Genomic DNA, 12,254 nt, shown 5'->3' with positions numbered 1-12,254 from the left:
GGTCTGCCGGCCATGGCGCTGCGCGTCCTCTTTCGCGCGCGAGCCGATCAGGAGATTCCCATGACCGCTCATCTTGTCCGCCCGCCGTCGCTTCGTCTGTCGCGCCGCCGCTTCCTCTCGACGGCCGCTGCCGCCGGCGTCACGACGCTCGCGACCCCCTATCTCAGCCGCGCGGCCGACCGGCCGCAGATCACCCATGGCGTGCAGTCCGGCGATGTCAGCATGGACGGCGGCGTGGTGTGGGCGCGTGCCGACCGGCCGTCGCAGATGCTGGTCGAGGTCGCGACCACCGAATCGTTCAAGGACGCCCGCGCGCTGCCGCCGATCGCGGTGCTGCCGGAGAGCGACTTCACCGCCAAGATGCTGATCGACAATCTGCCGAGCGGCCAGGACATCTTCTACCGCGTCAAATTCCGCGACCTCTCCCACACCGCCGTCGAGAGCGAGCCGGTGGTCGGCCGCTTCCGCACCGCGCCAGGCAACAAGCGCGACGTGTCGTTCGTCTGGGGCGGCGACGTCGCCGGCCAGGGCTGGGGCATCAATCCCGACGATGGCGGCATGTTCACCTTCGCGACGATGAAGAAGCATCGTCCGGATTTCTTCCTGCATTCCGGCGACACCATCTATGCCGATGGTCCGATCAAGTCCGAAGTCAAGCTGCCGGACAACAAGGTCTGGAAGAACCTCACCGTGGAGGAGAAGGCCAAGGTCGCCGAGACGCTCGACGAATTCCGGGCCGCTCACAAGTACAATTTCCTCGACGAGAACGTGCGGGCCTTCAATGCCGAGGTGCCCATCTTCGTGCAATGGGACGATCACGAGGTGACCAACAACTGGTCGGCCTCCAAGGACCTGCCGGCGGCCTACAAGGAGCGCAAAATCCAGCTGCTCGCGGCGCGCGCCGCGCGGGCCTTCCACGAAATGTATCCGATGCGCGAGAGCATCGTTGAGCCGGGCCGAGTGTATCGCACGATCAATTACGGCCCGCATCTCGATGTGTTCGTGCTCGACGAGCGCAGCTATCGCGGCGCCAACGGTCCGAACCTCGAGGACAGCTATGGCCCGTCGTCCTACTTCATCGGGCCGGAGCAGATGCGCTGGCTGAAGCGGGCGCTGCTGAATTCGCGCGCGACCTGGAAGGTGATCGCCTCCGACATGCCGCTCAGCCTGATCGTCTATGATGACGCGGCCAACAAAAAGGGCTCCGAGGCGATCGCGCAGGGCGACGGTCCGGCGCGCGGCCGCGAGCTGGAGATCGCCGAGATCCTGCGCTTCATCAAGACGGCGCCGATCCAGAATACCGTATGGCTGACGGCCGACGTGCACTACGCCGCCGCGCACTACTACGATCCCAACAAGGCGCAATTCCAGGACTTCGAGCCGTTCTGGGAGTTCGTCTCGGGTCCGCTGCATGCCGGCACGTTCGGTCCGAACGAGCTCGACAACACCTTCGGCCCCGAGGTGCGCTTCATCAAGGCGCCCGGTCTCGACAAGCAGAACCTGCCGCCGTCGGCCGGCATGCAGTTCTTCGGTCACGTCAAGATCGACGGGGCGAGCGGCCAGATGACCGTGACCCTGCGCGACCGCGCCGACGTCGCGCTGTGGTCGACCACGCTCGATCCGAAACTGGGCTGACGGCGTTTCGCTGCGGCGACGACTAATCGCGTCGCCGCAGCACGACCTCCAGGGCATCGGTCGGGCAGGGCTTCGGCAAGCGCGGCCGGTCGGAAAACGCTGTGGGCACGCCGTCGGCGCCGTAGCCGGTCGAAAATGCGAAGGGGATGCCGAGCGTGCTGAGACGCTCGGCGATTGCAAAGCTCTTTTCGCGCACCAGGCCGACATCGAGCAGCGCGAACTCCGGCGCCCGCTCCTCGATCATGGCGAGCGCCGTGGCGACGTTCGCCGCGATCCTGACCTCGGCCACACCGAGATCAGTGATGGTGTCTTCCAAGCCGAGCGCAATGATCGGGTCGTCCTCGACGACCAGCACATGCTGATAGAGCTCGGGCACGCTGGGTTGCGAGCGGGTCATGTGATCTGCGGGTTCCAAGGTGAAACTGGCTCCCGCAGCCGGCGCCTCATCGCAAGCACGCTGGCGGGTCCTGGAACCGAAGCCATCATATCGGAGTTCCTGTGTCTGTGCACTTGTGAACACAAGAAGCACAGATCACGCACATGCGTAACGCGGGGGATTTCGATGCCGACCCAGACTGTGACGACACTTGCGCGTGAGCGACCCTACAACAATCTGCTGCGCCGGTTGAGTCCGCCGGATTATGCCCTGATCGCGCCCTACCTGGTCGAGGACCAGGCGACGCCGAGCGAACTGCTGTATCGCCCCGGCGACGACGTGCAGATCGTGCATTTTCCCTGCGGCCCGGCGCTGACATCCTACCTGGTTCCCAACGAGGACGGTCGCGACGTCGAGACCATTCTGGTCGGCCGCGAGGGCGCGGTCGGCGGCATCGTCAGCGAGGGTTTCCTGCCGGCCTATACGCGGATCGTCGTCAAGTTCGGCGGCCCGTTCGTCCGCTTGCCCCTGTCACGCCTCGCCGCGGCCAAGCTGCAATCGAAGACGCTGCGCAACGTATTCGCGCGCTATGCCGATTGCATGCTGGCGCAGATGTTCCAGTCGACCGCCTGCAACGCCATCCACTCGATCGAGCAGCGCACGGCGAAATGGATCGTGGCGGCGATGGACCGCACCGATGGCGAGCCGATCGTGCCGCTGACGCATGAGCAACTCGCGACCCTGCTCGGCGTCGGCCGCTCCTATGTCAGCCGTGTCGTCCAGACCTTCCGCGCCGAGGGCATTCTCGAAACCAGGCGCGGCGCCTTCATGGTGCGGGATTTCGATGCCTTGAAGCAGCGCTCCTGCCTGTGCAACGAGGCGGTGAAGACCCATTTCGAGGAGGTCCTGCGCGGCGTCTATCCGACCGAGCAGGCGGCCACGGCCTGACGAACACGTCATTGCCATCGGCGCCGGGACCTTGCCATAGTCCGGATGCAACCGGACGATGGGAGTCATGGACGGCGCCGTTCTTCATGCGATCTTCGACGTCGCCGCCTGGCTCAGCGCGGCCGCTGCCGGCTGGTGGCTCGCGCGAGGGGCGCGCGTCAGCTTCCCCAAGCAGTCGACCGAATGGCCCTATGTCGCCGCGCTCGTGTTCGGCGCCGGGCTGGGCGCCTATCTGTTCGGGACCTTGAATCTGTGGCTGTCCGGCATGGCCGGGCTGGCGCGCTCGGTCGAAGGCGCGCTCGCCGGCGGCATCGTGGCGGTCGAGCTCTACAAGTGGCGGCACGGCATTATCTTGCGCACCGGCGCGCGCTTCGCGCTGCCGCTGGCGGTCGGCATCGCGGTCGGCCGTGTCGGCTGCTACGTGGCGGGGCTCGATGATTTCACCTATGGTACGCCGACGTCCCTGCCTTGGGGACACGATTTCGGCGACGGCGTTCTGCGTCATCCGGTGCAGCTTTATGAGAGTCTGGCGATGGCGGCCTTCGCGGTGCTCTATATCATCGCGGTCTTCAGGCGGAGCGGCTCCATCATCGCCAACGGCTTCTATCTCGCGCTGCTGGTCTACGGCCTGCAGCGCTTCGCCTGGGAATTCCTCAAGCCCTACGGGCCGGTGATCGGCCCGCTCACCCTGTTTCATCTGCTGTCGCTCGCGATCGCCGCCTACGCCGCGGTCATGCTGTCGACCGCGCCGCAACCGAAGGCCCTGCATGAACGCGCCGCTGCGTAAGTCTCGCCCCTATGTGTTCTGGGGGCAGACGCAATCCCTGTGCGAGACCTGCCTCGAACTGGTGCCGACCAAGATCCAGATCCTCGACAACGAGGTCTGGTACGAGAAGCGCTGCAAGCAGCACGGCGTGCAGTCGACCCTGGTCTCCGACGATGCCGTCTATTGGCGGCGCTGCAAGTCCTTCATCAAGCCGGGCGATACGCCGCTCAGCTTCCAGCGCCGCACCGAATATGGCTGCCCCTATGATTGCGGCCTGTGTCCCGATCACGAGCAGCATTCCTGCCTGGCGCTCATCGAGATCACCGATCACTGCAACCTGACCTGCCCGGTGTGCTTCGCCGAGTCCTCGCCGCAGCGCGCGCATTTCACCCCGCTGGCGACCGTCGAGCGCATGCTCGATGCGCTGGTGAAAAGCGAGGGCGAGCCGGACCTGGTGCAGATCTCCGGTGGCGAGCCGACCTTGCATCCCCAGTTCTTCGACATCCTCGCCGCGGTGCGCGCACGGCCCATCCGCCACGTCATGATCAACACCAACGGCCTGCGCATCGCGCGCGAGCCGGACTTCGTGGCGAAGCTCGCGGAGAACAAGCGCGGGCTCGAGGTCTATCTGCAGTTCGACTCGCTGTCGCGCGCCGGCCTCACCAACATCCGCGGCGCCGATCTGCGCCGCATCCGCCAGCAGGCGCTGGAGAACCTCGAGCGCGCGGGCCTCTCGACGACATTGGTCGCGACCATCAAGCGCGGCGTCAACGACGACGAGATCGGCGACATCGTCCGCCACGCGCTGGAATGGACATGCGTGCGCGGCGTGACGTTGCAGCCGGTGCAGGACGCCGGCCGCAACGCCGATTTCAACAAGGACACCGACCGCATCATGCTGTCGGAAATCCGCCGCCGCGTCGTGGAGACCGGCGTGTTCGGCGATGATGACATGATCCCGCTGCCCTGCAATCCCGAGAGCATCTCGATCGGCTATGGTTTGCGCAACGGCACCACCGTGCTGCCGCTGACCTCGATGGTGCCGCAAGAGGAATTGCTGTCGGTGATGCCGAACACGATCAGCCCGGAGAAATACCCGGTCTTGCGCGACAAATTCGTCGAGCTGTTCTCGCTGTCGTCGGGGCCGCTGAACACCGGCGAGCGCGTCGCCGAATTCCTCTGCTGCCTGCCGTCCGTGCAGGTGCCCGACAATCTCGGCTATGAGCACGTCTTCCGCGTCACCATCGTGCAGTTTCTCGACCGCTTCAATTTCTGCGTCGGCAACGTCAAGCGTTCCTGCATCCATTTCGTCACCGAGCGCGGCGAGATCATCCCGTTCGACACCTACAACCTGTTCTACCGCAACGGCGCCATCGACGGCATCCGCGCGCGTATGGGGAAGGGGCCGATATGAGCAAAGCGCCCATCCGTGTCGTTCGGCCGCTTCAAGCGTGGTCGCCATGACGGAACGCCCGATTCTTCCCCCCGAGCTCCCGCCGCAGCAGCAACGCTCCGGTTGTCTTGCTGCGCTTGGGATCATTGCCGGCCTGATCCTGCTGTTTCCGATGGCCTGCGTCCTCGTCATCTTCCCCAATCAGATCACGCGCAATGATCTGGTCGATCCGATCGGACTGCTGTTCATCGGCGCTGCGCTCGCCGGCATCGTGCTCATCGTTCTCGCCGTCAGGCGGGGGCGGGGGCCTGCATGACATCGCCTGCGCCGCCGTCGGCTGCGCGTGGTTGCCTTACGGCGGTGGCGTCCATCCTGATGCTGCTGATCGGGCTGGTGCTGCTCGCGCCGGGCTTGCTATGCTTGATCATCGAGCGGAATCTCCCGGGCCTGCTTGCCGCGCTTGCGCTCGGTGCCGTGATGCTCGGCTTGTTTCTGGTCTTTGCCGCGATTCGCCTGATGATGCCGCGCCGCCATGGATGATGATCCCTTCCACCGCCGTCCGCCGCTGTCGCCCTTCCTGGAGGAGGTGGGGCGGGCGCGGGAGCCCGCCGGCCTGGCGGCGACGGTCGGAGCGATCCTCGGCGGCCTTGCCCTGATGTTTCCGTTTGGCTGCGTGATGGCGCTGATGCGCCGCGAGTGGAATGAGTTCGGCGGCCTGTTCGGCCCCGGGGTGATCCTGGCCGGCATGGCCGTCGCGGGACTGGTGATGATCGTGCTGGCGGTGCGCCGCCGCTGGGGCTGAGTCCGGTCAGATGACCTCACCCGACCGTCCTGGCTCGGAGACTCGCGCTATCCCGCCGCTGCCGAAGGAGCGCTGGAAGGGCCCGCCCGGCGGCATTCCGGACGATGAGCGGCCGCGCGGCAAAGGCTGCCTCACCCCGCTGATCATGGTCGGGAGCCTCGGCTTGATGGCTTGGGGGCTGTACGCGGCCATCTACCTCGCCCTCGTGCCGAGATGGACGATGGGCGGCTATTTCGGGTTCTTCCTGGCGGGTCTTGCTGCGGTGGCGCTCGGTGCATGCTTCATCGGCTACGGCCGCGGCCGTCGGCCACCCAGGCCGCGGACCTTCGTCGCGTCGGTGGCGCGAGAGGGGCTGACCGCGCTGCTCGGGTTCATCGGACTGTTGCTCCTCTTGCCGGGGCTCTGCTCGCTGTTGTTCGGTTCATCTGCGCTCGGCTCGCCCGAACACGGCGACATGGCGTTGCAAAGTATGATCCTCGCCGGCTTGCTGGCCGGCGCGGCCGGCATCACATTGATCACCTGGGACAGCATTCCCTCCGGTGTCGCCGGACTGGTCCTGGCAACCGGCCTCCTGCTCCTGATTCCCGGCGCGTATGCCGTCCTGTACGGTTTCAGCCGCCTCTATTGGATCAACCATCTTCAGTCTCCCCTGCTGCCGATCGGGCTCCCCGCCGGGGTGATCGGAATCCTCTATTTCCGGGCGGCCCGGCAGCGCATGCGGGACGGAGCGTCCGTCGATCCCCCGGCCGACCCGCCCGGATCCGCTCCTCATTCCTGAAAGCAGTCATTGTTTTTTGGCATTTTCTGCCTATATTGCGCCGCAACGCGCGAGGTCTGCCCGGTCGATTGGCCGGGTTTCCTATTTGGGGCTGCCGGCCCCTTCCGCCGAACGAGTTTCGCGAGCGCGCGTCGCAAAGCTAACAGCTTGATTCGACTATCATAAAGCGCGCGCCCCGCCGGGGACAGAGCACGGGCTCTTGAGAAAGCTTAGAAGACACCGACCATGAACCTCCGCAACATCGCCATCATCGCCCACGTCGACCACGGCAAGACCACCCTGGTCGACAAGCTCCTGCAGCAGTCCGGTACCTATCGCGAGAACCAGCGCACGGTTGAGCGCGCGATGGATTCCAACGACCTGGAGCGCGAGCGCGGCATTACCATTCTGGCCAAGTGCACCTCGGTGCAGTGGCAGGACACCCAGATCAACATCGTCGACACCCCCGGCCACGCCGATTTCGGCGGTGAGGTCGAACGCATCCTGTCGATGGTCGACGGCGTGATCGTGCTGGTCGACGCCGCCGAAGGCCCGATGCCGCAGACCAAATTCGTGGTCGGCAAGGCGCTCAAGCTCGGCCTGAAGCCGATCGTCGCCATCAACAAGGTCGACCGCCCGGACGCCCGCATCACCGAGGTCGTCAACGAGGTGTTCGACCTGTTCGCCGCGCTCGACGCCACCGACGAGCAGCTCGATTTCCCGATCCTCTACGGCTCGGGCAAGAACGGCTGGATGGCGACCTCGCCCGACGGCTCGCATGAGGACGGCATGAAGCCGCTGTTCGATCTCGTGCTCAAGCACGTGGCGCCGCCGGTGGTCGAGGAAGGCCCGTTCCGGCTGCTCGGCACCATCATCGAGGCCAACAACTATCTCGGCCGCATCATCACCGGCCGCATCGCGTCGGGCTCGGTGAAGCCGAACCAGGCCGTCAAGGTGCTGTCGCGCGACGGCAAGCTGATCGAGACCGGCCGCATCACCAAGATCCTCGCGTTCCGCGGCCTCGAGCGCCAGCCGCTCGACTTCGCCGAGGCCGGCGACATCGTCGCCATCGCGGGTCTGACCAAGGGCACCGTCGCCGACACCTTCTGCGATCCTTCGGTCGAGACCCCGCTGCAGGCGCAGCCGATCGATCCGCCGACGGTGTCGATGTCGTTCATCGTCAACAACTCGCCGCTGGCCGGCACCGAAGGCGACAAGGTCACCAGCCGCCTGATCCGCGACCGCTTGCTGCGCGAGGCCGAGGGCAACGTCGCGCTGCGCGTGGTCGAGTCCCAGGACAAGGACGCGATGGAAGTGTCCGGCCGCGGCGAATTGCAGCTCGCGATCCTGATCGAGACCATGCGCCGCGAGGGCTTTGAGCTCTCGGTGTCGCGTCCCCGCGTCGTGTTCGAGAAGGACCCGGCCACCGGCCAGACCCTGGAGCCGATCGAGGAAGTCGTGATCGACGTCGACGAGGAGCATTCCGGCGTCGTCGTGCAGAAGATGAGCGAGCGCAAGGCCGAGCTGATCGAGATGCGCCCGTCAGGTGGCAACCGCCTGCGCCTGGTGTTCTACGCCCCGACCCGCGGCCTGATCGGCTACCAGGGCGAGCTCATGACCGACACCAAGGGCACGGCGATCATGAACCGCCTGTTCCACAACTACATGCCCTACAAGGGCGCGATCCAGGGCCGCCGCAACGGCGTCCTGATCTCGAACGACCAGGGCGAGGCCGTGGCCTACGCCATGTTCAAGCTGGAGGACCGCGGCCCGATGATGATCGAGCCCGGCTGGAAGGTCTACAAGGGCATGATCGTCGGCGAGCACACCCGCGACAACGATCTTGAGATCAACGTGCTGAAGGGCAAGCAGCTCACCAACATCCGCACCACCTCGAAGGACGAGGCCGTCCGCCTGACGCCGCCGATCCGGATGACCCTGGAGAAGGCGCTCGCCTATATCGAGGACGACGAGCTGGTGGAGATCACCCCGAAGTCGATCCGGCTGCGCAAGAAGCACCTCGATCCGAACGAGCGCAAGCGCGCCGAGAAGCAGAAGGAAGCGGTGGCGTAAGCCACTCGACCGCTTCAGTGGGGCAGGGCGTGGTGGCGCAACATCCGCTCTCGTCATGCCTCGCTTGTCGAGCGCAGTGTCTCGACATCCTCCGCCGTCATGCCCCGCGCAGGCGGGGCATCCAGTACGCCGCGGCCCCTCGGGGTCACACGCCCGTCTCGGCGTACTGGATCACCCGCTTTCGCGGGTGATGACAGCAGTGGTGAGGTGATAGCCGGGCCTCCATCGTAGGAGCCGCAGCCGCCTCATGAGCAGCCTCCCATCCTCCATCGACATCGCCATCATCGGCGCCGGCGCGGCCGGCCTCGGCGCCGCGCATGCGCTGCGCGACAAGGGCGTCTCCTTCATCGTGCTCGAAGCGCGCGGCCGCATCGGCGGCCGGGCGCACACGATCATGGCGTCGCCCGACGTCACCTTTGACCTCGGCTGCGGCTGGCTGCATTCGGCCGACCGCAACTCCTTCGTCGCCATCGCCGAGCGGCTCGCTTTCACCATCGACAAATCCCGTCCGCCCTGGCGCGACCAGGCCTATGAGGCGGCGTTCCCGCGTGCCGAGCGCGACGATTTCCTCGGCGCGCTGGAGGCCTTCTTCACGCGCACGGCGGAGGCTGCCGCAAGCGGCCGCGACGCGCCCGCGAGCATCTGCCTGGAGCCCGGCAATCGCTGGAACGGCATGATCGATGCGATCTGCACCTATCTCAACGGCTGCGAGCTCGACCAGATGTCGCTGCTCGATTTCGAGGCCTATGAGGATACCGAGCTCAACTGGCGCATCCGCCGCGGCTATGGCGCGCTGGTCTCGGCCTATGGGGCCGGCCTGCCGATCGCGCTGAACTGCCAGGTGACGCTGATCGATCACAGCGACAGGCGCATCCGGCTTACGACCTCACAGGGCACGCTGACCGCCGACAAGGTCATCATCACCGTGCCGACCAATCTCATCGCCGACGAAGCGCTCCGCTTCACGCCGGCGCTGCCGGCGAAGGTCGAAGCCGCCGCCGGCCTGCCGCTCGGCCTCGACAACAAGGTGACGCTGGCGCTCGACGGCTGGGATCACCTGCCGAAGGATTCCGGCATGCGCGGCCGCAGCCACTCCGCGCGCGTCGGCAGCTTTCAGCTCCGCCCCTTCGGCCAGCCCTGTATCGAAGGGTTTTACGGCGGCAGCTTCGCGCGCGAGATCGAGGCGGCGGGCGAGGGCGCATTGGCTGCGCAGGCGATCGACGATGTCGCAGCCCTGCTCGGCAACGGTGTCCGCAAGAGCCTGCGTCCGCTGGCCGAGTCGCGCTGGGGTGCCGACCCGTTCGCGCGCGGCGCCTATTCGCACGCGCTCCCCGGCCACGCCGACAAACGCGCGGTGTTGGCCGCACCGGTCGACAATCGGCTGTTCTTCGCCGGTGAGGCCACGCCGCCGGATTTCTTTTCCACCGCCCACGGCGCGCGCGACTCGGGCGAGCGGGCGGCCAAGGAAGTGCTTGCGTCGTTGGGCAGGCACTGACCTCTCTGCCGTCATTGCGAGCGCAGCGACGCAATCCAGGACCGCACGGGTGGTGAGAGTCTGGATCGCGTCGCTACGCTCGCGATGACGGTGCCTCAAACAGTGACCACCTCTCCCACCATCCGCAGAAACTCCCGCGCCGCCTGCGTCTGGTGATGCTCCTTGTGCCGCAGGCTGTAGAAGTGCCGCTTCGGCAGGTCGAGATGGGCCACCGCCAGCAGCCCCGCCTTGACCGCGCGCATCACTACCAGCCGTGACAGCACCGTGACACCGGCGCCGGCCTCGACGGCGCCGCGCACGGCCTCATTCGACGGCAGGTCGAACGCGACATCGAGCTCGTCCATGCGAATGCCGAACCGGCCGACCGCCGCTTCGAGCACGGCGCGTGTGCCAGAGCCCTGCTCGCGCAACACCCAGCGTGCTGCCTTCAGATCCGCGGCCTTCACCGACGCGCCCCGGCACAGCGGATGATCGACCGGCCCGACCAGCACCATCTCGTCGTCCGCCACCGGCTGGGCCGCGAGCACGGGATCGTCGATGTCGCCCTCGACGAAGCCGAGGTCGGCCGAGCCCTCGCGCAGCCGCTCCGCCACCTGCTCGGTATTGCCGATCGACAGCTCCAGCGTGATCGCCGGATGCGCGGCGTTGAAACGATGAATGAAAGCCGGCAGCCAATAGCCGGAGATGGTCTGGCTCGCCGCCAGCGCCAGCCGACCGCGTTTCAGGCCGGCGAGATCGTCGAGCACGGTCTCGGCCGCGGCGGCGCGCGCGAGCACGGCCTTGGCCTCGACCAGAAACGCGCGGCCGGCCGCCGTGAGCACGATGCGGCGGCCGACACGATCGAACAGTTTCGTCTGGTAGCGCGCTTCGAGCGCGGCGACCGCCGCCGATGTCGCCGATTGCGTCAAATTGAGCTCGCGCGCCGCCTGGGTGACGTGCTCGCGGGTGGCGACCGCAACGAAGATCCGGAGCTGCTCGAGCGTCACGTGCTCTCCTATGTCGCCAGCTTCACCAGAGCGAGGCTGAAGCTCGCGATGAACAGGAAGGCCGCGAAGCCGAGCGCCGCCGGCCGCAGGCCCTTGGCCTTCAGCTTGGCGAAATCCGTCTCCAGCCCCATCGCGGCCAGCGCCATCGACAGCAGGAAGGTCGTCGCAGTCACGATGATCGTCTTCGCCTCGGCAGGCACCGTTATAACGCTGTTGATACCGACCATCGCGATGAAGCCGAGCACGAACCAGGGCAGCTGCGGTTGCGCGCTGGCGTGACCGTGTCCGCCATGGCGGGCGCGGCGCGTCGCCAGCAGGCCAAGCGTGAGCACGACGGGCGCCAGCAGCATCACCCGCGCCAGCTTGGCGATGGTGCCGAACTCGCCGGCTTGTTGTCCCCCCTGGAACGCGGCCGCGACCACCTGGGCGATCTCATGGATCGAGGCGCCGCTCCACAGCCCGAAGGCGTGGGCATCGAGATGCAGAAGGGCGGGCAGCAGGGGATAGGCGATCATCGCGATCGAGCCGAACACGGTCACGCAGGCCACCGCATAGGCGACGTCCTCGTCATGCGCGCGCGTCACGGTGTTGGTCGCGATCACCGCGGACGCGCCGCAGATCGAGGTCCCCGCCGCGATCAGCTCGGCGAGCTTGCGGTCGACGCCGAGCAGCCGGCCCATCCACACCGTGAACAGGAACGTGCCGGTCAGGCTCAATGCGATCACGAACAATCCGCGTGCGCCGACTTCGACGACCTGCGCCGCCGTGAGCTGCAGCCCGAGCAGGATGATCGCGACCCGCAACACGCGGCGCATGGCGAAGGCGACGCCGGGCTTGGCCCGCACCGGCGTGCCGACCACATTATGCAGCGCCATGCCGGCCACGATCGCGAGGATCATCGGGCTGAACACGCCTAGGCCCGGCGGTTCGCGCAGCCCGAAGGCGCCCGCCGCGATCGCGGCGGACAGCGCGAGGCCCGGCAGCAACGGCGCCAGGCGCGACGGTGAGGGGACGCGCGTGTCT

At 66.8% G+C, this 12,254-nt stretch carries 13 protein-coding genes; 10 read left to right on the top strand and 3 right to left on the bottom strand.

What is annotated here, in order from left to right; translation table 11 throughout:
* The first annotated feature begins 60 nt into the window (after positions 1-60).
* The gene (locus tag ACQR1L_RS10545; protein ID WP_434857897.1) at positions 61-1,635 is read left to right on the top strand and encodes an alkaline phosphatase D family protein; all 1,575 of its coding nucleotides are present in this window, start codon (positions 61-63) and stop codon (positions 1,633-1,635) included.
* Between the two features lie 22 nt (positions 1,636-1,657).
* On the opposite strand, the gene ACQR1L_RS10540 is transcribed toward ACQR1L_RS10545, so the two are convergent.
* Positions 1,658-2,032, bottom strand: coding sequence for a response regulator (locus tag ACQR1L_RS10540; protein WP_434857896.1), 375 nt, complete (start codon positions 2,030-2,032; stop codon positions 1,658-1,660).
* A gap of 165 nt (positions 2,033-2,197) precedes the next feature.
* Between ACQR1L_RS10540 and ACQR1L_RS10535 the strand changes: the two genes are divergently transcribed.
* The 9 genes from ACQR1L_RS10535 to ACQR1L_RS10495 all read left to right on the top strand — a co-directional run bounded on the left by ACQR1L_RS10535 (position 2,198) and on the right by ACQR1L_RS10495 (position 10,245).
* A complete protein-coding gene (locus ACQR1L_RS10535; RefSeq protein WP_434857895.1) occupies positions 2,198-2,959 on the top strand; it encodes a Crp/Fnr family transcriptional regulator in 762 nt (253 codons plus the stop codon).
* A 67-nt stretch (positions 2,960-3,026) separates the two neighbouring features.
* Positions 3,027-3,746, top strand: a complete 720-nt coding sequence (locus ACQR1L_RS10530; RefSeq protein ID WP_434857894.1) for a prolipoprotein diacylglyceryl transferase — start codon at positions 3,027-3,029, stop codon at positions 3,744-3,746.
* Positions 3,727-5,139 (top strand): radical SAM protein, encoded by a 1,413-nt coding sequence (locus ACQR1L_RS10525; protein WP_434857893.1) that lies wholly within the window; start codon positions 3,727-3,729, stop codon positions 5,137-5,139. Before ACQR1L_RS10530 ends, ACQR1L_RS10525 begins: the two co-directional genes overlap by 20 nt.
* 46 nt (positions 5,140-5,185) lie before the next feature.
* Positions 5,186-5,434 carry a hypothetical protein gene (locus ACQR1L_RS10520; RefSeq protein WP_434857892.1) on the top strand — a complete coding sequence of 83 codons (249 nt, stop codon included), beginning with the start codon at positions 5,186-5,188 and terminating at the stop codon, positions 5,432-5,434.
* A 59-nt stretch (positions 5,435-5,493) separates the two neighbouring features.
* Positions 5,494-5,658: a hypothetical protein gene (locus ACQR1L_RS10515; protein WP_434857891.1), complete on the top strand. Its 165-nt coding sequence runs from the start codon at positions 5,494-5,496 to the stop codon at positions 5,656-5,658.
* Positions 5,651-5,920 carry a hypothetical protein gene (locus ACQR1L_RS10510; RefSeq protein ID WP_434857890.1) on the top strand — a complete coding sequence of 90 codons (270 nt, stop codon included), beginning with the start codon at positions 5,651-5,653 and terminating at the stop codon, positions 5,918-5,920. The genes ACQR1L_RS10515 and ACQR1L_RS10510 overlap by 8 nt, the downstream gene beginning before the upstream one ends.
* A 10-nt stretch (positions 5,921-5,930) precedes the next feature.
* On the top strand, positions 5,931-6,698 hold the full coding sequence (locus ACQR1L_RS10505; protein ID WP_434857889.1) for a hypothetical protein: 768 nt from the start codon (positions 5,931-5,933) through the stop codon (positions 6,696-6,698).
* Between the two features lie 225 nt (positions 6,699-6,923).
* A complete protein-coding gene (typA, locus tag ACQR1L_RS10500) occupies positions 6,924-8,750 on the top strand; it encodes a translational GTPase TypA (RefSeq protein WP_434857888.1) in 1,827 nt (608 codons plus the stop codon).
* Positions 8,751-8,997: 247 nt separating this feature from the next.
* Positions 8,998-10,245 (top strand): flavin monoamine oxidase family protein, encoded by a 1,248-nt coding sequence (locus ACQR1L_RS10495; protein ID WP_434857887.1) that lies wholly within the window; start codon positions 8,998-9,000, stop codon positions 10,243-10,245.
* A gap of 95 nt (positions 10,246-10,340) precedes the next feature.
* Here the strand turns inward: ACQR1L_RS10495 and ACQR1L_RS10490 are convergent, their stop codons facing one another.
* Both ACQR1L_RS10490 and ACQR1L_RS10485 read right to left on the bottom strand, forming a co-directional pair.
* Positions 10,341-11,231 (bottom strand): LysR substrate-binding domain-containing protein, encoded by an 891-nt coding sequence (locus ACQR1L_RS10490; RefSeq protein WP_434857886.1) that lies wholly within the window; start codon positions 11,229-11,231, stop codon positions 10,341-10,343.
* Positions 11,232-11,239: 8 nt separating this feature from the next.
* Positions 11,240-12,214 (bottom strand): YeiH family protein, encoded by a 975-nt coding sequence (locus ACQR1L_RS10485; RefSeq protein WP_434858289.1) that lies wholly within the window; start codon positions 12,212-12,214, stop codon positions 11,240-11,242.
* Positions 12,215-12,254 lie beyond the last annotated feature (40 nt).

The sequence above is a fragment of the Bradyrhizobium sp. HKCCYLR20261 genome (genome assembly GCF_051168435.1).
In the GTDB taxonomy this organism is placed as follows: Bacteria; Pseudomonadota; Alphaproteobacteria; order Rhizobiales; family Xanthobacteraceae; genus Bradyrhizobium.
This window is presented reverse-complemented; position numbering and strand designations above follow the sequence as displayed.